Origin of the sequence: Halobellus sp. H-GB7, from assembly GCF_030848585.1 — an archaeon.
Taxonomy (GTDB): Archaea; Halobacteriota; Halobacteria; order Halobacteriales; family Haloferacaceae; genus Haloquadratum; species Haloquadratum inordinatus.
The window spans coordinates 1-25,066 of sequence record NZ_JAVDDW010000015.1 but is presented as its reverse complement, the minus strand read 5'-3'; the positions used below and the strand labels follow the sequence as shown (position 1 = coordinate 25,066).

The following is a 25,066-nucleotide window of genomic DNA, read 5'->3' as shown; positions in this document are numbered from 1 at the left end:
CCCTCTACCGGAACTGCCGACGACGCGGGACTTTAGTCGTGGCGGCGGTGAACTGAGGAGTATGAGCGACGTACCAGAGATGAGCGACCTCCTGGAGACCGAAGAGCCGGGGTTCCAGCAGGTGCTCGCCTGCGTGTTCGGGATCCAGCGTCACGAGAGCCGGACGTATCTCACGCTGCTCGACAGTCCGGGGAGCACCGTCGCGGAACTCGCAGACCTCCTCGACCGCGACCGGAGCAACGTCAACCGCTCGCTGACGACGCTGATGGAGAAGGGCCTCGCAGAGCGTGAACGGCGACTCCTCGACTCCGGCGGCTACATCTACCAGTATACGGCCACCGAACTCCCGCAGGCGAAAGAGATGCTCCACGCCGCGCTCGACGAGTGGGTCGACCGCGTCCACCGGAGCATCGACGAGTACGGACGAGAGGACGCGGCGTGATGACGTCGCACGCGAACCACCCTCCTTTTCACGGCCGAATACGACGGATACGACAATGAGCCTCGAACTCACCGCACCCACGCCCGACGCCCCCGAGGTGGCCGAGGACGGCGTCTGGCTCGCTGACATCGAGACGGGCGAGACGTACGCCCCGTTCGACGAGATCCGCTACACCGGCGAGGACGGCAACCTGCTGGAAGTACGCTACGCCGATCCGCCGACGTTCGAGGACTTCCAGGGCCAGGGCCGCGGCGTCTGGCGCTACCGCGCCGCGCTCCCGTTCGAGGAGGGCGTCAGCCTCCCCGAGGGCGACACGCCGCTGCACGAGGCACCTCGCCTCCGCGAGGAGATCGGCGTCGAGACGCTCCGCGTCAAACACGAGGGGATGAACCCGACCGGCTCGTTCAAAGACCGCGGGATGACCGTCGGCGTCCGCGTCGCGAAGGAACTCGGCGTCGACCGCCTCGCGTGTGCCTCGACGGGGAACACCTCGGCCGCGCTCGCCGCGTACGGCGCTCGTGGCGGGATGGAGACGCTCGTTCTCCTCCCATCGGGGAAGGTCGCGGCCGGCAAGATCGCCCAGGCCGCGCTCCACGACGCGCGCATCCTCGAAGTCGACGGCAACTTCGATGCCTGCCTCGACATCGTTCAGGACCTCGCCAAACTCGGTGAGGTCTACCTCCTCAACTCGCTGAACCCCTTCCGACTGGAGGGCCAGAAGACGATCGGCCTCGAAATCTTAGAGGAGTTCCGCGACGACTACGGCCGTTTCCCAGACCGCATCGTCCTGCCCGTCGGGAACGCGGGCAACACCTCCGCACTCTACAAGGCCTTCCGCGAACTGGTCCAGTCCGGCGCGCTCGATCCCTCGGAGGTCCCGATGCTCACCGGCGTACAGGCCGAGGGCGCCGCGCCGATGGTCGAGGCCATCGAGAACGGCTGGGAAGACACCAAGCGCTGGGACCACGTCGAGACGCGCGCGACGGCGATCCGAATCGGCAACCCCGTCAACGCGCCCAAGGCGCTCCCCGGCATCCGCCAGACGGGCGGCACCGCCGTCGCCGTCTCCGACGACGCGATCACCGAGGCCCAGCGCGACCTCGCACGCGAAGGGATCGGCGTCGAACCCGCCTCCGCAGCGTCCGTTGCTGGCCTCAAGAAACTCCGCGACAAGGGTGTCGTCGACGCAGACGAGGACGTCGTCTGTCTCACTACCGGCCACCTCCTGAAGGACCCCGACGCGGCGTTCGAGGCCGGCGGCAAGCCCGAACCCGTCGCCAACGACACGCAGGCGGTTCTTGACCTCATCGGCGCGAACTGAGCGCTCGCCGCTCTGTCTCTTTCGACGCTTATACCGGCCGACGACCGTCTGTCCTGTGTCTGACGGGTTTTCTTAGTCGTGTGACACCAATTCACACGTATGTCCTCCGCATCTTCCGAGCCACCGGTGAACGGGGACGATTCGATGACCGACGACCCGGGGTCGCGGACCGACGGCGGGGTCCAGTCGCTCGACGCCTCGGCCCTTCTGAATCGTATCGTCGAACTCGAACGGGCGAACCAGCGGCTACGCGAACGAAACGAGCGGCTCGAACGGAAGGCCGAACGACTCGCGTGCGATCTCGATCACCGCCGACTGGCGCACGGGTACACCATCGACGACTACGAACGTCGGCTCGAAACCGCGAACAGAGAACTCGCAGAACAGGATGCTGGAGCCGAAACGCGGCCCGGACGTCTCGTCGACGCCGTCGTCGGTCGGCTCACCGCGGTGCGGAATGCCTCTGAGGATCCGTCGCTGCTGTAGCGGGTGCGACTTATACTGTCGGACAGAACGATGTGAAAATCATCGGCACCCCGTGGGTGCCAACATCATTCACGAACTTCTGTCCGGCAGTATTACTCGTCTTCGCCTTCGTCGTCTTCGCCGTTGAGCGTGAGGTACTTGACGGCGATCATCCGGTCGTCGGCGAGAATCCGCTCTACGACTTCGTCGGGGACCGGGTCGTCGAGGTTGTAAACGGTGAGTGCCTCGCCGCCGCGGTCGTCGCGACGGGCGTTGAACATCCCTGCAATGTTGATGTCGTGTTCGCCGAGCACGGAGCCGATGAAGCCGATGACGCCCGGCTTGTCGGCGTTGCGTGCGACGAGCATCTTCCCGTGGGGGATCGCGTCGACGCGGTAGCCGTCGATCCGGACGATGCGCGGGTCGTCGCCCGCGAACAGCGTCCCGGAGACGCTGAGGGTCTCGTCCTCGTTGCCGACGCTGACGGTTACGAGGCTCTGGAAGTCGTCCGACTGGAGGCGCTTGGACTCGGTCACGTCGATGCCGCGCTCCTCGGCGATCTGCGGCGCGTTGACGGCGTTGACCTGCCACTCCAGCGGTTCGAAGACGCCTTTCAGCCCCGATGCGGTGACGAGTTCGACGTCCTCCTCGGCGATGTCACCCTCGTAGGCGACCTCGACCTCGGAGATCCGACCGTCGAGCAGTTGGGCGCCGATCTTGCCGGCCGTCTCGGCGAGGCCGATGTACGGCTGGATGCGCGGGAAGACGCTCTCGTCGACCGACGGCGCGTTCAGCGCGTTCATCACGGGCTCGCCCGCGAACGCCGCGTCGATCTGGTCGGCGATCGACGTCGCGACGTTCTCCTGTGCCGCTTCGGTGGACGCGCCGAGGTGCGGCGTGACGACGACGTCGTCGACGGACAAGAGCGGGTGCCCCTCCGAGATCGGCTCGTTCGCGAAGACGTCGACTGCGGCGCCGTCGAGGACGCCGTCGTCGACGGCCTCAGCGAGCGCCTCTTCGTCGACGACGCCGCCGCGGGCGCAGTTGACGAGGAAGCCGCCGCCCATCAGCTCGAGTTCGTCGGTCGAGATCATCCCTTCCGTCTCGGGCGTCAGCGGCGTGTGGACGGTGAGGAAGTCCGCCTGCTCTAAACACGCCTCGAACTCGACGAGTTCGGCGCCGAGCCGGTCGGCGCGCTCCTCGCTGATGTAGGGGTCGTAGGCGACGAGGTTCATCCCGAGACCGTCGAGGCGCTTTGCGACCTCCTGGCCGACGCGGCCGAGGCCGACGATGCCCAGCGTCTTGCCGTTGAGTTCCGTGCCGAGGTAGTCGCTCTTGGCCCACTCGCCGGCTTTCAGCCGTGCGTGCGCCTGCGGGATCGAGCGCGCGGCGGCGAACGACATCGCGACGGTGTGCTCTGCGGCCGCGCGGACGTTCCCCTCGGGGGCGTTCGCGACGATGACGCCGTGGTCGGTCGCGGCGTCGATGTCGATGTTGTCGACGCCGATGCCGGCGCGGCCGACGATGACGAGGTCCGGTGCGGCGTCGAAGACTTCCTCGGTCACCTCGGTCCCGGAGCGGACGACGAGCGCGTTGGCGTCCGCGACCGCGTCCAGCAGCGCTTGGCCTTCCACATCGTAGGCTGTCTCTACGTCGTGACCCGATTCGCGAAGCCGTTCGAGGCCCGCGTCGTCGATCGGATCCGTAATAAGCACCTTCATATCCTAACCCACCTCGGGTTCGTGGTTAAACGTTTCTTCATCGGCGCAAACGGCCACCTGTGGCCTGTTACCGACTGTCTAGGGTTCGCCGGATAGGTGATTTAAAACCGTCCGCCGACGACGCCCCACGTATGCGACTCGTGGCCTTCGACTTCGACGGAACGCTCTCGGACTCCGAGATGACGGTGCTGCTCGGCGAGCGGATGGACGTCGCCGACCGGATGGCAGACATCACAGAGCGTGCGATGAACGACGAACTCTCCTACGCGGAGAGCCTCAAAGAGCGCGCGTCGCTTCTCGACGGCCTCTCGGAGGAAGACGCCGAGGAGGCCTTCGGCGAGGTCCGCCTCCGACCGGGCGCGGCGGCCCTCATCAAGCGCCTCCGCGACGCCGGACACCACGTCGCGATCCTGACCGGCGGCTTCGAGCGCGGCGTCGAGCGCGCCTTAGAGCGCGAGGGCGTCGAGGTCGACACCATCGTCGCTAACCGCCTCCCGATGGAGGGTGGCCGCCTCACGGGTGACGTCGAGGGACCGCTCATCACCGGGACGAAGGACGACGCGCTCGAATCGCTCGCGGCCGACCTCGACGTCCCGCTCTCGCGCACCATCGCAGTCGGCGACGGCGCGAACGACCTCCCGATGCTCGAAGTCGCCGGTCTCTCGGTCGGCTACATCCCGAAAGACGCGGTGCGACCCTCGTGTGACGCCGTCGTCGCTTCGATGTACCGACTCGGCAAGGTGCTCGAAGGATACAGCGTCCTGCGGCGCGAGCAGGAGTAAGAGTCACCTCACTCTGCGTCAGCGATAGCGGCGGCGCCCATCGCCTCGAGGTCGTCGGCGAGCGCCTCCGCGACGGCCTTCGCCAGTTTCGGCGGGACGGCGTTGCCGACGACTTTCAACTGCGTGCTCTTCGGCCCCTGGAAGACGTAGTCGTCGGGGAACGTCTGCAGGATCGCACACTCGCGGACGGTCCCGACTCGGTCCTCCTCGGGGTGGACGAACGGGGCGTTGTGGTTCTCTTTGATCGTGATCGAGGGCTCGTCGCGGCGCAGTCGGCGCCAACTGTCGCCGTAGCTCTCATAGAGGCTGTCGCCCGGTTCGACGTCTCCGATCCGCTCGACCATCTCCGCGGAGTGGTTCGTCTTCTCGTGGTTCGGCAGGTCCGCGACGTCCTTCTCTAAGAGCGCGTCCTCGACGGTCAGGTACGGTTCGAGCTGTCTGCCGGTGAGCGTCGCCTGCTTCGAGGGGCCGTGCGTCCGCTCTGGATACGTCGGAATCGATCCGTCGCGCCGCCCCTGGAAGATCACGCGGCGGCGCTTCTGGGGGACGCCGTAGTCGGCGGCGTTCAGCGTCTCGTAGGCCGGCTTCTCGTAGCCCGCGCGCTCGAATCCCTCCAGGATCGAGCGAAGGGTGTCGCCGCCCTCCATCGACTTGATGCCGGGGACGTTCTCCATCACGAACGCCTCGGGCTGGACGAACTCGACGAAGTCGATGAAGTTTCCGACGAGGTAGTTGCGCTCGTCGTCGGGGTCGCGGTGGCCCGCGATGCTGAATCCCTTACACGGCGGCCCGCCGATGATCACGTCGATCGCGTCCGGATCGACCGGGTGCGTCTCGAAGAACGACTCGGGGTCCACTTCGGAGAGGTCCGCCTGGATCGCGAGCGCGTCCTCGTGGTTCGCTTCGTAGGTCGCGAGGAAGTCTTCGTTGGCGTCGACGCCGGCGACGACGTCGTAGCCCGCTTGCAGAAAGCCCTCAGAGAGACCGCCGCCTCCGCAGAACAGATCGAGCACCGTGATCGACGACTGACCGGGATCGGGATCCGACATTCGAGGTCGCTCGGTGTTCGTTTCCGACCGTATTTAACAGTCGCGGGGCGCGCGCTGCGGACGCTCGCGCTCACTTCGCGCCTGACGGACGCGCCCGACGACGATCACGTCTCGGTGAGGCAATAGCCCCCTTCGACCGTTTCGAGTTCGCCCTGACGGACTAACTCCGTCAGCGCCCGCTCGACGTCGGATTCGGAGAGACCGCTCCCCTCTAAGGCCCGTGCGACGTCCGTGGCGGACATCGCTACGATCAACTCGCCGTCGCAGTTCAGTTCGATCACGCGCTGAACCAGCTTCAGCGTCCCGTCTGTGATCTGTGCAGACACGGCCCTTCTCAGTTGAGCCAGTAGGGCCGCAGCCGATTATAACTCTTTTCGCAGCGACGCACGTGCGAGGGCGCCTCTAGCTCGGTGTCTCACTGCCGTCTCCGTCCAGTTCTTCCTGCAGCGCGACCCGCCACTCGTGGGGGTTGTACCAGCCACAACCGACGCAGCCGACGTCCTCGTCGTACTCCTCGCCGCCCTCGTAGTAGTAGTCGATCTCGAAGAACGTCGGGCGCTTGCCGCTCTCGACGCAGGCCTCGCACTTCCGGCTCTTGAGGAGGTTGTGCTTCCGCGAGAGGATCTGGAAGTGCTCGCGGACGTCCTCGTCGCTCATCGACTCGTAATCGAAGCTCTCGGATTCGTCCCACCGGACCTCGGGGACGCGGTGGTCGACTTCCAGCGTCGTGCTCGGCGAGGAGCCGTCGAACGCGTCGCGGTGGTCGTAGAGGTCGCGGACGCGCCGCTTGAACGAGTCGGGCATATCCTGCCGCGTGATCGACTTCTGCGTCGGGAACGGGTACTTGAGCTTTCGGTGAAACGTCGTGTTCTCGCAGGTCTCGCAGTGTCGGTAATCGCCCTGCCCCTGACCGGTGTTCTGGACGAACTCGAAGCCCTCCTTGCGGAGCATCTGGATGTCCTTCGCGGGCTGGGAACTCGGAAGTTCACACGCCGAACAGTGCCACTCGCAGTCCGAGAGCGTCTCGAACGTCGCCGCGCGCTTCGTCCCCTCGTTCGAGGGGTTCCAATCCCGCGTGGCGTACTCGAAGACGCGCTCGCCGAAGTCCGTGAGTTCGTACGTCGAGCCCTCTATCTCGACGATTCCCTCGTCGGCGAACGCCGAGAGCAACGACTCGGTGTCGGCACTCTCGCCGACCTCCGCCGTGTCGCCGCCGTCGGCGAGCTCGGCGAGCAACGCCGTCCGCTCGGCGTCCTCCCGTATCGACAGAATCAGCTCTGCGGTCTTCTCGTCCATTCCGGGCATACGTTCGATTCACTCGCCCGGGGTCAAAGCAGTACGGGAATCGGCGCCGTTCGGTGCTGCTCGACGCGTCCCCGTCAGCCGCCCGCGGCGCGGGCTTCCCGACGGGCCGCCTCGACGCTCTTGCCGTCCCGCAACACGGCGTCGACGAACAGTTCGCCCGCCTTGTACGACGAGCGGACCATCGGGCCCGACGCGCAGTACAGGAAGTCGAGTTCGTCCTCGGCGACGCGCCGCCACGTCTCGAAGGCGTCGGGGTGGACGTACTCGAAGACGTCGAGATGCGACCGCGAGGGCTGGAGGTACTGCCCGAGCGTGACGACGTCGACGTCCGCCTCCCGCAGGTCCGAGAGCGTCTGATAGATCTCGTGGTCGTACTCGCCGAGGCCGAGCATAATGCTCGTCTTCGTGTAGACGTCGGACTCCTTCGAGACCTGTTCGAGCACCGCCAGCGACTGCTCGTAGCCGGCGCGGCGGTCCCGAACGGGCCACTGGAGTCGCTCGACGGTCTCGATGTTGTGCGCGATCACGTCCGGGCCAGCCTCGATGATCTCTCGAACGAGGTCGGGGTCGCCCTGGAAGTCGGGGATGAGAACCTCGACGAGGATGCCCGGATCGCGGTCTTTGATCTCGCGGATCGTCCGCGCGAAGTGGCTCGCACCCTGATCCGGCAGATCGTCGCGGTCGACGGAGGTGAGCACGACGTAGTCCAGCCCGATTTCGGCGACGGCGTCGGCGACGTTCGCCGGCTCCTCGGGATCGAGCGCGTCCATCCCGCCGGTCTCGACGTCGCAGAAGTTACAGCCGCGCGAGCAGCGATCGCCCATCAGCATAAACGTCGCCGTCCCCGGCCCGTTGCGGCCGCTCCAGCACTCGCCGAGGTTCGGACAGTTCGCCTCCTCACAGACCGTGTGGAGGTCTCGGTCCCGGAGGGTGTCCTTGATGTCCGTGAACTGCCGCCCCGACGGCGGACGCATCTTCAGCCAGTCGGGCTTCCGCCTGCCGCTCATACCGCTTTCTTTGTGTCGCCGAGCAAAAGCCTGCGGGTTGTTTCGACGCGCTCGATCCACCAGCCGGTCTCGCCTCTGCTTCTGTGAGTCCGCCAGCAGAGTCAGGTGTCTCGCGGCCGAACCAGCCTGTATGCCCGAGACCGAGACCGTGCCGCTGACAGTCGTCGACGGTGACGACACGACGACCATCGAGGTCGAACGCGGCGCGAACCTCCGCGAGGCGCTGCTCGACCGCGGCTTTCCCGTCTACGGCACGGTCTCGAAACGCGCCAACTGCGGCGGCCGGGGGCTGTGTGCGACCTGCACCGTCGAGGTCGACCCGGCTCCGGACCCGACCCACTGGCACGACGCCGCGGCGGTCCGATTCGGCTACCCGCGGCTCTCCTGCTGTCTCACGGTCGAGGAACCGATGACGGTCAGGCTCTTGGACAAGTACGTCTGGGGGCAGGTGCTGCCGTTCCGTTCCCGGGGCTGAATCGAGACGCGGGGCGGCATCTCGCCCGGATGGAGAACCACCGCGACCCGCCCGGATGGAGAAACGACTTTGCCGCCGGAGGTCCGCGTACCGCGTATGACTCGTCTCGCTCGGATTTCCTCCTCGACTCACCGCGTCCCGACGGGTGCCGCCGCCTCGCCCGTTCGGAGGTGCGGCGCGTGAAGGTCGCAGACGTCGTCCCGGAGTTCGCGGACGCCTTCGGATTCGACGAGTTCAACCGGATGCAGCGGGAGGCCGCGCCCGCCATCCTCGACAGCGACGAGAACGTCGTCGCGGCCGCGCCGACGGCGAGCGGGAAGACCGCGCTCGCCGAACTCGCCATCTGTCGCACCCTCGACGACGGCGGGACGGCGCTCTTTATCGCGCCGCTGCGCGCGCTCACCAACGAGAAGGAGTCGGAGTGGGAACGCTTCGAGGAACTGGGCTACTCGGTCTACGTCGTCACCGGCGAACGGGACCTGAACCCTCGCCGTGCCGAGCGCGCCGACATCCTCGTGATGACGCCGGAGAAGACCGACTCCGCGACGCGAAAGCACGACTCCGCGCGCTACTCGTTCATCACCGACGTCGACTGCTGTGTCATCGACGAGGTGCATCTGCTGGATTCGGACACCCGCGGCGGCGTCCTCGAAGTGACCGTTTCGCGCCTCCGCCGGATCTGCGACCCCCGGGTCGTCGCGCTCTCGGCGACGATGCCGAACATCGAGGACGTCGCGGCGTGGCTGGATGCGCCGCCGGAGACGACCTTCGAGTTCGGCGACGAGTACCGCCCCGTCGACCTCCACGCGGGCGTGCGGACGTACACTCACGGCGACAACGCCTTCGCGGACAAGTACCGCCGCCTCTACACGGCGCTGGACCTCGCGGAGGAACACATCCGCGACGACGGCCAGGCGCTCGTGTTCGTCTCCTCGCGGCAGGACGCCGTGCGCGCGGCGGGCAAATCGCGCGACGAGATCGCAAAGCGCGACGTCCCGATGGGCGCGCGCGGCGACTACGACTTCCACACCGACGCGAAGGAGTTAGACGACGACGCGCTCGCGAAGGCCGCCCCGGACGGCGTCGGATTCCACCACGCCGGCCTCTCGAAGGGCGACCGCGACCGGGTCGAGGAGTGGTTCAAAGAGGGCAAAATCCAACTGCTCTTCTCGACGTCGACGCTCGCGTGGGGCGTGAACCTCCCCGCGCGCTGCGTCGTCATCCGCGACACCAAGTACCACGACCCGCTGGAGGGCGAAGTCGACATCTCGCCGCTCGACATCCTCCAGATGCTCGGCCGCGCGGGCCGCCCAGGCTACGACGACGTGGGCTACGGCTGGGTCGTCTGCGACCGCTCGGACGCCGACAAGTACCGGCAGCTCCTCCGAGAAGGCAAAGAGATCGAGTCGCGGCTGGCCGAAGACCTCGATTCGCACCTCAACGCCGAGATCGCGATGGGAACCATCCGCGACCTCGACGACGTCATCTCGTGGCTGGAGACGACCTTCTACTATCGGCGGGCGCAGTCGCAACCCGAGCAGTACGACTTCGAGAACCTCCGTGAGCGCGTGCGCGAGACGCTCGAATCGCTCGTCGCCCGCGGCTTCGTCCAGATGGGCGAGGACCTCTCGGTGAACGGGACCCCGCTCGGTCGCCTCGCCTCGAAGTACTACCTCCGACTGGAGACCGCAGAGCGCTTCCACGACCTCTGTGAGCGCGAGACGATCTCTGCGGACGGCATCTTAGAGACCGTCGCCGGTGCCGAGGAGTTCCACTCGGTCTCCGCGCGCCAGTCGGAGGCCGACGCCGTCGACGCCGTGCTCTCGGACGTCTCGACTGGGCTGGAGGACGGCCCCCGAAAGGTGCTCGCGATTCTCCACGCCGGGATGCAAAACAGCACGCCCGCCGATCTGCGCTCTGACGCGTGGATCATCAGACAGAACGCGCTGCGGCTTCTCTCGGCGCTCCGGGAGTTCCTCGCGGAGTTCGCCGGCCCGCGGGCGGCCAACCTCGCGCGGCGCGTCGAGTCCCGCGTCGAACACGGCGTCCCCCGGGACGCCGTCGGCCTCACTGCGGTCGACGGGATCGGCCCGAACCGCGCGCGGACGCTCGCGACGGGCGGCCTCCACAGCCCGGCGGACGTCGTCGACGCCGGCGCCGAGGAACTCCAGCGAGCGGGACTCTCTGCCGGGGTCGCAGACCGCATCGTCGAGAACGCCCGCTCGTTCCCCGCGATCGACGTCTCGTGGGGCTCCCTCCCCGATAGCATCGCGCCCGGGGCGAACGAGATGTGCGACGTCACCGTCCGCAACGCGGGCGGCGGCGCGGCGGTCGGGATCCGCGTGACGGTCAACGACGTCGAGATGACGACGAAGGAGGCGTACCTCTCGGACTCGCTGACGGTCCCCGTCGGCGTCTTCGGCGCGAACGCCGACGAACTCGACTTCACCGTCGAGGTGACGTTCCCCGGAGAGCCGCTTCACCCCGTCACTGCGAGTCGAACCGTCGAGATCGAATAGGCGCGAGGGACGCGAACGACGCGCTCGACCCAGCAGGCCCGACTGACGCCCTCAACCCAGCAGGACGTCGCGCAGTTCCGCGGTCCCCTCGACGACGACGTCGGCACGCGAGAGATCCAGGTCGGCGTTGTGCGCCGCTCGGAACGCGACGGTGAACGCACCCGCGCGGACGGCGGCCTCGATGCCGTTGAGCGAGTCCTCGACGACGACACACTCGCTGGGGTCGACCCCGAGTCGCTCGGCGGCGCGCTCGTAGATGTGCGGTTCGGGCTTGCCGTGCTCGTCTATCTCCTCGGCGCTCAACACCAGATCGAGCGGGCCGAGGTCGAACCGCTCGCGAACGATATTGATCCACGCCCGCGGCGCGGAGGAGACGATCGCGATCGCCCGACCGACGGCCCGTAGCGCGTCGAACAGTTCTGGGATCCCGTCGGCCAACTCCACCTGCTCGCCGTACATCGACTCCGCGCGCTCCTCGTACTTCGCGACGAACTCGTCTTTCGTCACGACTGTCCCGTACCGCTCGTCGAGGTAGTCGTAGATCTCGTCGTAGGGCATCCCCGTCACCTCCTCGTGGGCGGGTGACCCGTCCGCGAGGGCCGCCGCGAAGACCCACTCGTCCTCGAAGCGGTGCCAGTACGTCTCGGAGTCGACCAACACCCCGTCCATATCGAACAACACCGCGCCGTCGGGCACGTCCATACACCCCCTCACAGCCCTTGGTGCAAAGACCTTCGTGGGAGGGTCTATCACCGATGACGGGACCACGCCCGTCGTATGTCCGAGACGATTCGCGTCTTCGCCGGCGACTGTACGACGACCTTCGAGGGTGCTCGCGCCCGCACGCAACGCGGCCGCGTCGTCATCGTCGTCAAGCCCGACCGAACAGTTCTCGTCCACGACGCCGACGGCTACCAGCCCGTGGCGTGGCTGACGCGCCCCGACTCGCTGACCGTCGAGACCGACGCCGGCGGCTTCGGCCTCGTCGCGCGCGCCGGCGAGCAGGTCCTCCGCGTCGTCGCCCACGAGCGCTCGGGGGAGGCCGAGTATCCCGTTACCGAGGCCGGCGTCCCCGTCGGATCGCACCCCGACACGGGCGAGCCGCTCGTCCGCACTAGCGGCGACGTCGTCGGTCTCGACTCCGACCTCCGCTATCCGCTGCCCGCCGGCGCGACCGTCCTCCAGGAGACGTGCGACGCGTGCGGCCTCCCGAAGATCCGCGCGGAGGCGGGCGAGGTCTTCGAGATCTGCCTCGACCGCTCCTGTGAGTCGCTGGACGACGCCGTCCGCGAGCGGTTCGACCGGGAGTGGACGTGTCCGGACTGCGGGTCGGACCTTCGGATCATCCGCCGCGGCGGTCGCCTCCTCGCCGGCTGTGACGCCTACCCCGACTGCGATACCGCCTTCGCTATTCCGGCCGGGGTCGTCGTCGACGAGTGCGACTGCGGGCTGCCGGTCTTCGAGACCGCGCGCGGTCGGCGCTGTCTGGACGCGACGTGCGACGCGTTTGAGGCGTGATACGCCGCCGTGTGCTCGTTTTGAAACCCCACTCCAGCACCCGGTGATCGCAGCCCCTTTGTCGTCGCCGACCGCCGATGCGTGTATGGATGGGACACTGGTCGACGGCGTGGTTCGCGTCGGCGGCGACGCCAGACAGCGGTTCTACGACGCCCGCGGGTACGGTCGCCCGCTCGACCGCAACCGCATCGAACTGGCGCCCGTCGAGGCGGCGCACCTCCTCTCGCGGGATGACCTCGACGCCGTCGTCGACGAGTCCGAGCGCGACGGCGACCGGCTGGGGTTCCGCGAGTTCCTCGTTCGGACGGGCGCGACGCTGCGCTTTGCGGTCTACAAGGACCTGCGGGACCGCGGCTTCTATCTCTCGCCCACCCGCGAGGCGTGGCCGGGCGTCGACGCGGACGTCGCGGCCGCCGACAGCGACGTCGATTTCGTCGTCTATCCGCGCGGCAAGGGGCCGTGGGACGACGCGGTCGCCTACCGGATCCGCGTCGCGGGCGAGCGCGAAGCGGTCCGCGCAGCGTCGCTCGGGGGCGTCGTCCTCGCGGTCGTCGACGAGGACGGCGAACTGACGTACTTCGAGACCGACGCCGATCCGACGATCGGCGAGGGAGCAGCGGAGGCCGCAGACGGGTCCGGCGCCGGCAGTGAGGAGGGTGCCGACACTTCCGATACTGGACTCCCCGCAGCCGTCGACGCCGATCTGCTCGACGACCGCGTGGTCTGCTATGCGACCGCCGAGGACCTCTACGAGGGGAACTTCTACGGTCAGCGGCTGTTCGGCCGGAACGCCGACTCGGGGCCGCTCCAACTGTCGCTCGTCGAGGGCGCGTATCTCGCCCAGCGCGGCGTCGTCGACGTCGACCCCGCGGCCGTCGTCGACCTCGGCCGCGACGTCGAGGGCGAGCGGTTCGACCGCCGCCTGCGCGCGTACGCCGCCCTGCGGGACCGCGGCGTCGTCCCCAAGAGCGGCTTCAAGTTCGGCGCGGACTTCCGCGTCTACGAGGAGTTCACCGACGTCGACTCGCTGAGTCACTCGACGGACCTCGTGCGCGTCGTCGCGCCCGACCACACCTTCTACCCGCGGGACCTCTCGCTCGACGTCAGACTCGCCGGCGGGGTCCGGAAGCGAATGGTTTTTGCGCTCACCGCGGCCAACGGCGAGATAGACTGGCTCTCGGTAGCCCGACTCACCCCATGACACGAGACCACGACGCCCGCGACAGTGACGACCGCGCCCCTGATGAGAGCGCGCGGGAGGACGAAAAGCGACTGACGGACGGCGGCACCGACGACGCCGCGGCCGGCGCAGACGACGTCGCGCTCGATCCGTGGGGCTCTTCGACCGTCTCCGACTACCGAAAGCTCTTCGAGGAGTTCGGCATCGGGGAGTTCGACGACGTGCTCCCCGAGGTGCCGAACCCCCACTATCTGATGCGGCGGGGCGTCATCTTCGGGCACCGCGACTACGAGCCCGTCGCCCGCGCGCTCCGCGAGGGCGAGGACGCGGCCGTGCTCTCGGGCTTTATGCCGACTGGCGACCCCCACATCGGCCACAAGCTCGTCTTCGACGAGATCATCTGGCACCAACAGCAGGGCGCAGACGCCTACGGCCTGATCGCCGACCTGGAGGCACACGCCGCCCGCGGGATGACCTGGTCGGAGATCGACGAGCACGCGCGCGATTACCTCCTGAGCCTGCTCGCGCTCGGCTTCGACCCCGAGGAGGGTGAAATCTACCGGCAGTCCGACAACCGCGAGCTGCAGGATCTCGCCTTCGAACTCGGCTCGAAGGCGAACTTCTCGGAGTTCCAGGGCATCTACGGCTTCGACGGCGAGACCAACGTCTCGCATATGCAGTCGGTCGTCACGCAGATGGCCGACATCCTCTATCCGCAGTTAGAGGAGCCGAAGCCGACCGTCATCCCAGTCGGCCCCGACCAGGACCCGCACGTCCGATTCGCCCGCGATCTCGCGGCGCGGATGCGCTTCTTCAAGGTGACCGAGGCGTACGCGAGCTTCGAGCTCACCGACGCCGAGCGGGCGCTCGTGGCGGCCGTCTACGACGAACGCGAGCAGTACGCCGAAGAGCCCGACCGCCCCCGCTGCGAGGAGGCAGGCGCGTGGCTCGCTGCCCACGCGGACCTCGACGACCTCGGTGTCGTCGTCGGCGACGACGTCCGCGAGTCAGCAGTGGAAAAACTGAACAACGCCGGGATGGAGCCGCTCCGTCCCCGCGTCCGCTTCCTCGACGCCAACGCGACCGAGGCGGCCTTCGAAGGGCTGATCGAAGCGATCGACGGCGAGAAACGGCGGTACGAGGAGCACGTCGACGCCTTCGACCTCGACGTCGCCGACGCCGAAGAACTCGCGCGCGAGATCGAACTCGACCACGGCGGCTACGGCTTCGTCCCGCCCTCGTCGATCTACCACCGCTTTATGACCGGGCTCACGGGCGGGAAGATGTCCTCGTCGATCCCGGCGTCGCACATCTCTCTCCTCGACGACCCCGAGGAGGGCTACGACAAGGTGAAGGCGGCGACGACCGGCGGTCGCGAGACCGCAGAGAAACAGCGCGAACTCGGCGGCAAGGCCGACGAGTGTCCCGTCTACGAACTGTACGCCTATCTGCTCGCGGGCGACGACGACGACTTTGCGAAGGAGGTCTACGACGAGTGCGTCGGCGGAGAGCGCCTCTGCGGCGGCTGTAAGGAACAAGCTGCGGAACTGATGCGCGAGTTCCTCGAAGACCACCAGGAGAAGCGCGAGGAAGTCGAGGACCTCCTCGACGACCTCGACATCTCCCTGACGTCGTCACGCCGCGGCGTCGCCCCCGGCGACGAGTGAGTTCGGGGCGCTCGTTCTACTCGATCGTCAAGTCGCCGTCCTCGCCGTCCTCGCCGCTCGCACCTTCGTCCCACTCGATCTCGAACTCGATGCTCAGTTCGCCCGGCCCCTCTGTGGGGCCTTCGCGCTCGGCTTTCACCTCGAACGTCGGCTTCGCCGGTGGTTCGAGTGTCACAGACTGACCGCCGGCTGTCAGCGTGATCGCGTCTCCAGCATCGAGTTTGTCGGCGACGTCGCGTAGGTACGTTGCGATCGACTCTCGGCCCTGTGCGCTTTCGGATTTGAAGAGGACTTCTTCGGGCATATCTCCCTTTTCGCCGCCTCGGGAGATAAGGATGCTGTCGCCGCCGCCACACCCTGCCGTGGCACCTATTCGCACGAATCCGCAATCGTTTTGATCGCCGATAGAGTGAGTTCGGGTATGCGATACGGACCCTGCAGTCCCGAACGCAGTGTCGACGTGGAATCGATCGACAGCGACGGGTCCGTCTTCTTCTTCCGGCCCGCCTGAGAGCGGCGGACCCGCCGACCCACGCGCCGGCACCGACGGCGCTCGCGACGGCGGCGAAACCGCTCGAATCGGTCCGGTGCAGACGCGCGAGCGTCTGCGGTCTTCGGAACTGCTAACTGGCGGCCGGTCGGTAGACGCGACAACGACCGACCTGCGGCCCCGATCATCCACATCGAACACAGAATGAAACTTCCCGAACCACAGGTCGCGGTGTTGAACGCCGCGAGCGCGACAGACGAGACGCCGATCGAACGACTCGCCGACGAGGCGGGACTGAAGCCCGAGACGGCGACGCAAGCCGTCTTCGAACTCCGTGACGACGGGCTCCTCGACGTCACCGAGCGCGAGACGGTCGAGTACGAACTGACCGCGGAGGGCCGCGAGTACATCGACGCCGGCCTCCCCGAAGTGCGCCTGTACCGCGCCGCGATCGAAGCCGGCGCCGACGACGACCCGGTACAGATGGGTCGGACCATCGGCGCGGCCGACCTCGACGGCCCGGAAGTCGACATCGCCCTCGCCAACTTCGGCCGCAAGGGCTACGGCTCCATCGAGAGCGGCGAACTCTCGGCCGACGGCGACGCCGACGCCGAGGACGACCCCGAAGCGGCCGCACTCGCCGCGCTCGCTGCCGTCGACGACGAAGACGACTCCGACGCGGCCCTCGCCGACGTCGACGACGACGACGTCCTCGATCAGTTGGTCTCGCGGAACCTCCTCGAACGCCACGAGCGGACCGTCCGGACGGCCACGCTCACGGATGCGGGCGTCACGGCGCTGATGGAAGGCGTCGAAGCGACCGAGGCGGTCGACCGTCTCACGCCCGAGATGCTCACCTCCGGCGAGTGGCAAGACGTCGAGTTCACCGAGTACAACGTCGAGGCCGACGCGCCCGAGGTCCGCGGCGGCAAGACGCACGTGCTCCGACAGACGGCCGAGCGCGTGAAAGACGTCCTCGTCGGGATGGGCTTCCAGGAGATGGACGGCCCCCACGCCGACGCCGACTTCTGGATCAACGACTGTCTGTTTATGCCGCAGGACCACCCCGCACGGACCCACTGGGACCGCTTCGCGCTCGACGTCCCCCCGATCGCCGATATCCCAGAGGACCTCGTCGACCGCGTCGAACACGCCCACCGCGAGGGCGTCGGCGAGGACGGCGACGGCTACCACTCGCCGTGGTCCGAGGACTTCGCGCGCGCCGTCGCGCTGCGCGGACACACCACGTCGCTGTCGATGCGCTATCTCTCCGGGACCGAAGTGGGCGAACTCGAACCGCCCCAGCGGTACTTCTCCGTCGAGAAGGTGTACCGCAACGACACCCTCGATGCGACGCACCTGCTCGAGTTCTTCCAGATCGAGGGCTGGGTGATGGCCGAGAACCTCTCGGTCAGGGATCTGATGGGGACGTTCGTCGAGTTCTACGAGCAGTTCGGCATCACCGACGTGCAGTTCAAACCGCACTACAACCCCTACACCGAGCCCTCCTTCGAGCTGTTCGGGCGGCACCCGACGACCGGCGAGCTCATCGAGATCGGGAACTCGGGGATGTTCCGCGACGAGGTGCTCGAACCGCTCGGCGTCGAACACGACGTGATGGCGTGGGGGCTCGCCCTCGAACGCCTCGCGATGCTGACCACTGGTGCCGAAGACATCCGCGATCTGCACGGAACGCTCGCAGACCTTGAATTCCTCCGCGACGCGGAGGTGACCTACTGATGCCTGTCGTCGACATCGATCCCGACGAACTTCGGGAACTGACCGGCCACGAGGAGAAGGGCGACGAAGACCTCAAATCCGACCTGTTCGGCCTCGGCTTGGAGTTCGAGGGCGAGACCGAGGACGGACTCCTGCAGTTCGAGTTCGGCCCCGACCGCCTCGATCGGCTCTCCGTCGAGGGCGTCGCCCGCTCGCTGCGATACCAGTACGGCGACGACCGCGGGGTCCGCGTGCCCGACACGAACGACGCGGACTACACGTTCGTCGTCGACGAGGACGTCCCCGACGAGCGGCCGTACGTCACGGGCGCGATCATCCGCGGCGTCGACCTCGACGAAGCGGGGTTAGATTCGCTGATCCAGTTGCAGGAGAAACTCCACGCCACGATGGGTCGCAAGCGCGCGAAGGGCGCGATCGGGATCCACGACCTGACGATGATCAAAGGCGAGGTGCTCTCAGAGGACAGCGGCGGCAACTCGATCACCTACACCGGCATCGACCCCGAGGGCGACACCTTCGTCCCGCTCGATAGCGACCGCGAGATGACGCCCGCGGCGGTCCTCGAAGAACACCCGACAGGCGAGACGTACGCGGATCTCATCGCCGACTACGACCGCTATCCCGCGATCTACGACGAACTCGGCCTGTTCTCGTTCCCGCCGGTCATCAACGGCCGCCGGACCGAGGTGTCGACGGACTCCCGGGAGCTGCTGGTCGAACTCACCGGCACCGATCAGTGGACGATCGATCGGATGTGCAACATCATCTGCTACGCGCTGTCGGCCCGCGGTGCGACGATCGAGGACGTCGAGATCGAGTACGCCGACCGCACGCTCGTCCGCCCGGACTTCGAGGTCGACACGAAGTCTGTCACGCACGACCGGATCGAGACGATGCTCGGCGTCGAATTCGAGACGGCAGAGGTGATCGACCTGTTCGAGCGCTCCGGACTCGACGCGGTCGTCGCGGACGACGCGGACGCTTCCGACGAGGCCGCAGACGCCGAGACGGTCTATGAGGTGTCGATCCCGCCGTACCGAACTGACGTGCTCCACCCGCTCGATCTGGTCGACGACGTCGGCCGCGCGTACGGCTTCGACGAACTCGAACCGCGCTATCCCGACATCGGGACCGTCGGCGGTCGCCACGAGCGCTCCCGGCTCGAAGCCGCCACCCGGAACGCCCTGACCGGCCTCGGCTTCGAGGACCTCCTGAACTTCCATATGTCCAGCGAGGACGAGACGTACGACCGGATGAACGTCGAGCCCGGAACCGACTACCTCGGCGGCGGCGACCCCGTCGAGATCACCGAACCTTACAGCGAGGACTACACGATCCTCCGTCAGTGGGCGCTGCCCTCGCTCGTGATGGTCTTAGAGAACAACACGCACCGCGCGTACCCGCAGGACCTCGCGGAAGTCGGCCTCGTGGCCGAGCGCGACGACGACGTCAACACGCGCGTCCGCGAGCGGCGACACGTCGCTGGCGTGCTCGCGCGCCACGACGCGACCTACGAGGACGCGAAGGCCCGGCTGCAGGCGATCTGCGGCGACTTCGACGTCGACCTGGAGACGCCGCCGACCGAGCACCCCTCGTTCATCGACGGCCGCGCCGCGTCCGTCGTGATCGACGGCGACGCGGTCGGCGTCGTGGGCGAACTCCACCCCTCGGTTCTGGTCGAACACGACCTGGAACTCCCGGTCGCGGCCTTCGAGTTCGATCTGTCGGCGCTCGCGTCCGCGTAATCGAGTAACTTAACAGCCCTCCCGCCGGTATTTTCGCCCGATAATGCCGAGCGGAGAATACGACCCGGACACCGTCGAGGCGAAGTGGCAAGACAGGTGGGTCGACGACGAGACCTACGCGTACGAGGGTGACGTAGAGAACCCCGACACCGCCTTCTCTATCGACTCGCCGCCGCCGACGGTATCCGGGAGTCTGCACTGGGGCCACGTCTACGGCTTCACGCTGCAGGACTTCGTCGCTCGGTTCAACCGGATGCGCGGCAAGGACGTCTACTTCCCGTTCGGCTACGACGACAACGGCATCGCCTCCGAGCGACTCGCCGAAGACGAACTCGACGTCCGCCACCAGGACTACGAGCGCCGCGAGTTCCAGCGGATGACCCAGGAGGTCTGTGAGCAGTACGAGGCCGAGTTCACCGAGAAGATGCAGAGCCTCGGCATCTCCATCGACTGGAATCAGACCTACCAGACGATCTCGCCGAAGACCCAGCGGATCTCTCAGCTCTCGTTTATCGACCTCTACGAGCAGGGTCGCGAGTACCGCCAGCGCGCGCCGGCGATCTGGTGTCCCGAGTGTGAGACGGCGATCTCGCAGGTCGAGACCGAAGACGACGAACAGCCGAGTCACTTCCACGACATCGCCTTCGAGGTCGTCGAGAGCGACTCGATCGACGCCGACGAGACGTTCACCATCTCGACGACGCGTCCCGAACTCCTGCCGGCCTGCGTCGCGGTCTTCGTCCACCCCGACGACGACGAGAACCAGTACCTCGTCGGCGAGGAAGCGCGCGTGCCGCTGTTCGATCAGGAAGTGCCGATCCTCGAAGACGAGCGGGTCGACCTAGAGACTGGCTCGGGGATCGTGATGTGCTGTACGTTCGGCGACCAGACCGACATCGAGTGGTACCAGGCGCACGATCTGGATCTCCGGCTCGCTATCGACGAGTCGGGCACGCTGACCGACGTCGCGGGCGAGTACGCCGGGCTCTCCTCCGAAGAGGCGCGCGAGGAGATCGTCGACGACCTCGAGGAGGACGGCGCGCTCCTCGACCGCCGGGCGATCACCCACACGGTGAACGTCCACGAGCGCTGCGGGACGAGCGTCGAGTTCCTCGTCAAAGATCAGTGGTACGTCGAACTGCTCGATAAGACCGACGAGTACCTCGAAGCGGGCCGAGAGATGGACTGGTACCCCGAGAAGATGTTCACCAGGTACAAAAACTGGATCGAGGGGCTCCAGTGGGACTGGTCGATCTCCCGGCAGCGTTCCTCGGGCATCCCGTTCCCGGTCTGGTACTGCGAGGCGTGCGAACACGTCGTGTTAGCCGAGAAAGAGAACCTGCCGGTCGACCCGCTCAGCGACGAGCCGCCGGTCGACGCCTGTCCGGAGTGCGGTCACGACGAGTTCGTCCCCGAGGACGACGTCTTCGACACGTGGGCGACGTCGTCGCTCACGCCGCTGATCAACGCCGGCTGGGACTGGGACGCGGAACGAGAGGAGTTCACTTTCGAGAACCCCGAACTCTACCAGTTCGACCTCCGCCCGCAGGGCCACGACATCATCTCGTTTTGGCTCTTCCACACCGTCGTCAAGTGCTACGAACACACCGGCGAGGTGCCGTTCGACAGCGTGATGATCAACGGGATGGTCCTCGACGAGAACCGCGAGAAGATGTCGAAGTCGAAGGGCAACGTCGTCGCGCCCGACGAGGTCGTCTCGAAGTTCCCCGTCGACGCCGCGCGCTACTGGGCCGCCGGATCGGCCGTCGGCGACGACCTGCCGTACTCCGAGAAGGGCCTCCGCGCCGGCGAGAAACTGCTCCGGAAGCTCTGGAACGCCTCGAAACTCGTCGAGAGCCTCACCGAGGACGCGCCCGCGGAGTTCGACCACGAGGATCTCACCCAACTCGATCGCTGGCTGCTCGCCTCGCTGGACCGCGAGATCGAGCGGCTGACCGGCCGGTTCGAGAGCCGGGAGTTCTCGAAGGCCCGCGACGGCCTCCGCGGCTTCTTCTGGCACACGTTCTGTGACGACTACCTGGAGATCGCAAAGCAGCGCGTCCGCGAGGGCGGGGACGCCTCCGCGGCGTACACCCTCGAAGTCGCGCACCGACGCTTCCTGAAGCTTTTCTCGCCGATCCTCGCGCACGCGACCGAGGAGCTGTGGCACGATATGTACGACGACGGCGAGAGCGTGCACCACAGCGGCTGGCCCGAACCGCTCGGTGTCGACGCCGACTTCGAGGCCGGCGAGACGGCGATGGAAGTCGTCGGCGCGCTCCGGAAGTACAAGAGCGACGCGAAACTGTCGATGAACGCCGAACTCGACCGCGTCGAAGTCTGGGGCGACGTCTCCGGCTTCGAGGCCGACATCTCCAGCGTGATGCACGTCGAGGAGTTAGAGACGCTCGAGGAGCGTCCGGCGGTCGAATCGGTCGTCACGGGCGTCGACCTCGACTACTCGCTTGTCGGCCCCGAGTTCGGGAGTCAGGTCTCAGCGATCGACGACGCGCTCGAAGCGGGCGAGTACGAGACCGTCGACGGCGAACTCCACGTCGCGGGCGTCGAACTGGAGCCCGAGATGTTCGAGATCGAAGAAGAGCGGCAGTACCTAGGCGAGGGCGAGATGGTCGAGGCGGGCGATGCGATCGTGATCGTCCACGAAGAAGCCTAACGCCGCGCCCGCCGTCGCTTTTCGGTTCCTTCTCATAGGGGTTATCGTAAGTCTGCATAGATGTCTCGCCGGACGGTACGGCGAGAATCTCCGAACAGTGACGATAATCCCTATCAGAGATCTGCGCCGACCGCGTCCTCGACGCTGTCGAAGCCGTCACGTTCGAGTAACGTGAGCAGTCCCTCGTTGATGTCGCGTGCGAGTGTCGGTCCCTCGTAGACGAGTCCGGTGTACAGCTGGACGAGGCTCGCGCCCGCACGGATCTTCGCGTACGCGCCCGCGGCGTCGGAGACGCCACCGACGCCCACGACGGGAACGTCCGTCCGTTCGGCGACGAAGCGGACCATCTCGGTCGCGCGGTGCTCGATCGGCGCGCCCGAGAGTCCGCCCTTCTCGGCGCGTTTCGGGCTGTGGAGCCCCGTCGGCCGGTCGGTCGTCGTGTTGGTCGCGATGACGCCGTCGAGGTCGAAGTCGTCGACGACCGCGAGCGCGTCTTCGATCGCTGGCTCGGGGAGATCGGGCGAAAGCTTCACGAGCAGCGGCGACGCGCCGGCGTCGACGAGCCCGCCGAGGATCGCCTCCAGTGAGTCGCGGTTCTGTAGCTCGCGCATCCCCTCGCTGTTCGGACAGGAGACGTTGACCGCGAGGTAGTCGGCCACGTCGGCGACCTGCTCGTAGGTGTAGCGGTAATCTTCCGGCGCGTCCGCGGCGTCTGTTACCTCCGAGAGCGCGACGTTGACGCCTACGGGGATCCCGGGATCGGGGCTCGTCCGCAGGCGCTCGCCGACGGCGTCTGCGCCCTCGTTGTTGAGACCCATCCGGTTGATGATGGCCCGGTCTTCGACGAGACGGAACATTCGCGGGCGTGGGTTGCCCGGCTGTGCGCGCGCAGTGACGCCGCCGACCTCCACGTGGCCGAAGCCGAGCGCACCGAGCACTGACGGCAGTTCGGCGTTCTTGTCGAAGCCCGCCGCGACGCCGATCGGGTTCGCGAAGGATTGCCCGAAGGCGTCGACTGCGAGCCGGTCGTCGTCGACGACGAGTCGGTCCCGGAGGAGCGTCTCGACTGGCGTGTGTTGGACTGTCGCGAGTCCGCGGTGTACTGCACGGTGTGCGGTCTCCGCGGGGAGCGAGAAGAGGGCCGGCCTGAGAGCGCGGTACGCCGAGCGTATCACGATCTTCTCACGTGTCGCGCGTTGCCGTCTCGTCGGCACTTTCGTGTCGACCGGTCGGTGCCTCGGCTCATCGCGCGTTCAGAAGTCGTGCTCGACCGCGTCGGGGTCGGCCTTCTGAATGATGATCTTGCCGTCTCGGACGCGAACGAACACCTCGTCGCCGATCTCCATCCCGGCCACGGCGAGTTCGTCTTCGTGGAGGTTCACGTGGACGTTGTGGTACTCGCCGTGTTCGTCTTTCGCGCCACTCGGGCTGAGCTTCTTTTTCCGAACCATCGGAGCTGTCTAGGCGTTGGTTCGCTGCAGGATATACATAAGTGTTGTTTACGCCTTGCTTCAATTACTCCAAATGGAGGCGCCGGCGCGCGTCTGACGACGATTTTTCGCTCGTACGCGCGCTCGACCCGTTCTGAAGACGCGGTTGCCGCCGTAATCGTCTGTCTGTCTCCGGCACGAACGACGATCGCCCGGACGCTGACGTCGCCAACTACCCCTTGACCCCGCCGCTGCAGTCGATTTTTGCCGATATATTTATGCCAGACTATGCGCTTCCTTGACATAGAGGTACACAGCGATGGTACGCGAGGACGGTAAACGGAATTTCGTAATGCTCGACGACGGCGAGAAGACCAAACAGTTCACCGGCCGGATGCCGCGGCAGGCGGCACTCAAGGCAGCCCGTCGCCTCGAGGGATACGAGTCCTACGAATCCGAAGACGAGGCGAAAGAGCACCCCACCGAAATCCGACTGCTCGAACGGGGCACCGATCGGGTACACGTCTATCACGCGTGGGCGTGGCACGACACCGCGCCGAACGACAAGCCAGGGTGGATGAAACAGAACGAGGTCTCGACAGTCACGCGAGGCAACGTCTCGAAACAGGGCATCGAACACATCGAAAAGTAACTACCGCGCGTCGCGCTCGCGCGATGTCCGCTTCCGGGCCGTTGGAACCGTCCTTCGGCACTCCGTGATGGGCCGGTCCGTCCTCTCTTTCGCGTCCACTCCTCGCTCTCTCGTCTCCTGGTCCATTTTTTGCTATCCGACACCGCTTTGTCCGTCCCGTGGTGAGTCTCTCGCGCGCGGTTATCATCCGACCCGACCGCACGCGCGACGCGTGGGATGACGTGTCGGCCTCCGACCGCGCTATACGTCTCACTCGTATTCTCGTGTATCTCTCCGCGTGCACGTAGCGCGCGTACCACTGTCCCGCCGGCTGGTCATTCCATCTACGACGGTGAGCTATTGCGATCCCGGCTGTCCGAATATTCATTACCTGGTTCGGTGTGAAATCGCATAACGAGGCGGGGACGGTTCGACGGCCTTTTATATTTACCCGGCATTCGTAGAAATACGCGGAAGCCCGCCCGGGTCACCCCGGACGGGATCTACGACGGATCGGATTTGCACGCCCCCGTTTGGTCTTCGGCTCGAACGCGAGCCGAGGACGATACGACGGGCTTAAGTGTGCAAGTCCGTTTCGGATGAATGCGAACGACACACCGCGACTGGGTGCGGTTCAACCCCGCGCCCACTCGGACACGCCGGCTTCGGCCGGCAGCGAGACGGATCGGAGCCTTTATGGCTTCGTCCAACGTACGCTTATGTCCGCAAGAGATGAGGATTCCACCCCTGCGGTCCGCCGTACAGATGGAATCTGATGTTAGCCTTGATGGTTCGGTGACACCTGTCTGGTGTCCACTGAACCACGAACGGACCACGCAATGATATATGGTGATCTCCCTCTCTCCGAGAGGGAAATCCCGCCACACCCCTCCCCCACTATGGGG

At 66.7% G+C, this 25,066-nt stretch carries 22 protein-coding genes; 13 read left to right on the top strand and 9 right to left on the bottom strand.

Annotated features, from left to right (window positions below; all coding sequences use genetic code 11):
- Positions 1-61 precede the first annotated feature (61 nt).
- From RBH22_RS16770 to RBH22_RS16760, 3 genes are all read left to right on the top strand, one after another.
- Positions 62-442 (top strand): helix-turn-helix domain-containing protein, encoded by a 381-nt coding sequence (locus RBH22_RS16770; protein WP_121570762.1) that lies wholly within the window; start codon positions 62-64, stop codon positions 440-442.
- Between the two features lie 55 nt (positions 443-497).
- Positions 498-1,763 carry a threonine synthase gene (gene thrC, locus RBH22_RS16765; protein ID WP_256288444.1) on the top strand — a complete coding sequence of 422 codons (1,266 nt, stop codon included), beginning with the start codon at positions 498-500 and terminating at the stop codon, positions 1,761-1,763.
- 99 nt (positions 1,764-1,862) lie between these two features.
- On the top strand, positions 1,863-2,249 hold the full coding sequence (locus RBH22_RS16760; RefSeq protein ID WP_256288443.1) for a hypothetical protein: 387 nt from the start codon (positions 1,863-1,865) through the stop codon (positions 2,247-2,249).
- 92 nt (positions 2,250-2,341) lie between these two features.
- On the opposite strand, the gene serA is transcribed toward RBH22_RS16760, so the two are convergent.
- Positions 2,342-3,949 carry a phosphoglycerate dehydrogenase gene (serA, locus tag RBH22_RS16755; protein ID WP_306678419.1) on the bottom strand — a complete coding sequence of 536 codons (1,608 nt, stop codon included), beginning with the start codon at positions 3,947-3,949 and terminating at the stop codon, positions 2,342-2,344.
- Between the two features lie 131 nt (positions 3,950-4,080).
- On the opposite strand from serA, the gene serB reads away from it, so the two are divergent.
- Positions 4,081-4,731, top strand: a complete 651-nt coding sequence (gene serB / locus RBH22_RS16750) for a phosphoserine phosphatase SerB (RefSeq protein WP_306678417.1) — start codon at positions 4,081-4,083, stop codon at positions 4,729-4,731.
- A gap of 8 nt (positions 4,732-4,739) precedes the next feature.
- Here the strand turns inward: serB and RBH22_RS16745 are convergent, their stop codons facing one another.
- The 4 genes from RBH22_RS16745 to lipA all read right to left on the bottom strand — a co-directional run bounded on the left by RBH22_RS16745 (position 4,740) and on the right by lipA (position 8,281).
- Positions 4,740-5,780, bottom strand: a complete 1,041-nt coding sequence (locus tag RBH22_RS16745; RefSeq protein ID WP_306678415.1) for a DNA cytosine methyltransferase — start codon at positions 5,778-5,780, stop codon at positions 4,740-4,742.
- Positions 5,781-5,884: 104 nt separating this feature from the next.
- Positions 5,885-6,106 (bottom strand): hypothetical protein, encoded by a 222-nt coding sequence (locus RBH22_RS16740; RefSeq protein ID WP_306678413.1) that lies wholly within the window; start codon positions 6,104-6,106, stop codon positions 5,885-5,887.
- 76 nt (positions 6,107-6,182) lie between these two features.
- Positions 6,183-7,085, bottom strand: coding sequence for a hypothetical protein (locus RBH22_RS16735; protein WP_306678411.1), 903 nt, complete (start codon positions 7,083-7,085; stop codon positions 6,183-6,185).
- 74 nt (positions 7,086-7,159) lie between these two features.
- Positions 7,160-8,281, bottom strand: coding sequence for a lipoyl synthase (gene lipA / locus RBH22_RS16730; RefSeq protein ID WP_256288437.1), 1,122 nt, complete (start codon positions 8,279-8,281; stop codon positions 7,160-7,162).
- Between lipA and RBH22_RS16725 the strand changes: the two genes are divergently transcribed.
- Together RBH22_RS16725 and RBH22_RS16720 are read left to right on the top strand one after the other, a co-directional pair.
- Complete coding sequence (locus tag RBH22_RS16725; RefSeq protein WP_256288436.1) at positions 8,223-8,567, top strand: 2Fe-2S iron-sulfur cluster-binding protein; 345 nt, start codon at positions 8,223-8,225, stop codon at positions 8,565-8,567. The genes lipA and RBH22_RS16725 overlap by 59 nt on opposite strands.
- Before the next feature lie 179 nt (positions 8,568-8,746).
- Entirely contained in the window at positions 8,747-11,086 is a 2,340-nt protein-coding gene (locus RBH22_RS16720; RefSeq protein ID WP_306678407.1) for a DEAD/DEAH box helicase, read from the top strand.
- Between the two features lie 51 nt (positions 11,087-11,137).
- Here RBH22_RS16720 and RBH22_RS16715 read toward each other — a convergent pair whose 3' ends face one another.
- Positions 11,138-11,788 carry an HAD family phosphatase gene (locus RBH22_RS16715; protein WP_306678405.1) on the bottom strand — a complete coding sequence of 217 codons (651 nt, stop codon included), beginning with the start codon at positions 11,786-11,788 and terminating at the stop codon, positions 11,138-11,140.
- 75 nt (positions 11,789-11,863) lie between these two features.
- On the opposite strand from RBH22_RS16715, the gene RBH22_RS16710 reads away from it, so the two are divergent.
- From RBH22_RS16710 to RBH22_RS16700, 3 genes are all read left to right on the top strand, one after another.
- Positions 11,864-12,604 carry an endonuclease NucS domain-containing protein gene (locus RBH22_RS16710; protein WP_256288433.1) on the top strand — a complete coding sequence of 247 codons (741 nt, stop codon included), beginning with the start codon at positions 11,864-11,866 and terminating at the stop codon, positions 12,602-12,604.
- Between the two features lie 85 nt (positions 12,605-12,689).
- Positions 12,690-13,805: a tRNA-intron lyase gene (endA, locus tag RBH22_RS16705; protein WP_306678403.1), complete on the top strand. Its 1,116-nt coding sequence runs from the start codon at positions 12,690-12,692 to the stop codon at positions 13,803-13,805.
- Positions 13,802-15,451, top strand: coding sequence for a tryptophan--tRNA ligase (locus tag RBH22_RS16700; protein ID WP_306678401.1), 1,650 nt, complete (start codon positions 13,802-13,804; stop codon positions 15,449-15,451). Before endA ends, RBH22_RS16700 begins: the two co-directional genes overlap by 4 nt.
- A 16-nt stretch (positions 15,452-15,467) precedes the next feature.
- On the opposite strand, the gene RBH22_RS16695 is transcribed toward RBH22_RS16700, so the two are convergent.
- Positions 15,468-15,755 carry an amphi-Trp domain-containing protein gene (locus RBH22_RS16695; RefSeq protein WP_256288430.1) on the bottom strand — a complete coding sequence of 96 codons (288 nt, stop codon included), beginning with the start codon at positions 15,753-15,755 and terminating at the stop codon, positions 15,468-15,470.
- Between the two features lie 390 nt (positions 15,756-16,145).
- Here RBH22_RS16695 and RBH22_RS16690 point away from each other — a divergent pair, with 390 nt between their 5' ends.
- The 3 genes from RBH22_RS16690 to RBH22_RS16680 are packed head-to-tail and all read left to right on the top strand — an operon-like array spanning position 16,146 to position 22,100.
- Positions 16,146-17,681, top strand: a complete 1,536-nt coding sequence (locus tag RBH22_RS16690; protein WP_306678399.1) for a phenylalanine--tRNA ligase subunit alpha — start codon at positions 16,146-16,148, stop codon at positions 17,679-17,681.
- On the top strand, positions 17,681-19,426 hold the full coding sequence (gene pheT, locus RBH22_RS16685) for a phenylalanine--tRNA ligase subunit beta (protein WP_306678397.1): 1,746 nt from the start codon (positions 17,681-17,683) through the stop codon (positions 19,424-19,426). The genes RBH22_RS16690 and pheT overlap by 1 nt, the downstream gene beginning before the upstream one ends.
- A 43-nt stretch (positions 19,427-19,469) precedes the next feature.
- Positions 19,470-22,100, top strand: a complete 2,631-nt coding sequence (locus RBH22_RS16680) for a valine--tRNA ligase (RefSeq protein ID WP_306678395.1) — start codon at positions 19,470-19,472, stop codon at positions 22,098-22,100.
- A 113-nt stretch (positions 22,101-22,213) separates the two neighbouring features.
- Here RBH22_RS16680 and RBH22_RS16675 read toward each other — a convergent pair whose 3' ends face one another.
- Together RBH22_RS16675 and RBH22_RS16670 are read right to left on the bottom strand one after the other, a co-directional pair.
- Entirely contained in the window at positions 22,214-23,272 is a 1,059-nt protein-coding gene (locus RBH22_RS16675; RefSeq protein ID WP_306678460.1) for a quinone-dependent dihydroorotate dehydrogenase, read from the bottom strand.
- 81 nt (positions 23,273-23,353) lie between these two features.
- Positions 23,354-23,551, bottom strand: coding sequence for a hypothetical protein (locus RBH22_RS16670; RefSeq protein ID WP_121560175.1), 198 nt, complete (start codon positions 23,549-23,551; stop codon positions 23,354-23,356).
- Between the two features lie 298 nt (positions 23,552-23,849).
- On the opposite strand from RBH22_RS16670, the gene RBH22_RS16665 reads away from it, so the two are divergent.
- Entirely contained in the window at positions 23,850-24,182 is a 333-nt protein-coding gene (locus tag RBH22_RS16665) for a non-histone chromosomal MC1 family protein (RefSeq protein WP_256546221.1), read from the top strand.
- The last annotated feature ends 884 nt before the right edge of the window (positions 24,183-25,066 follow it).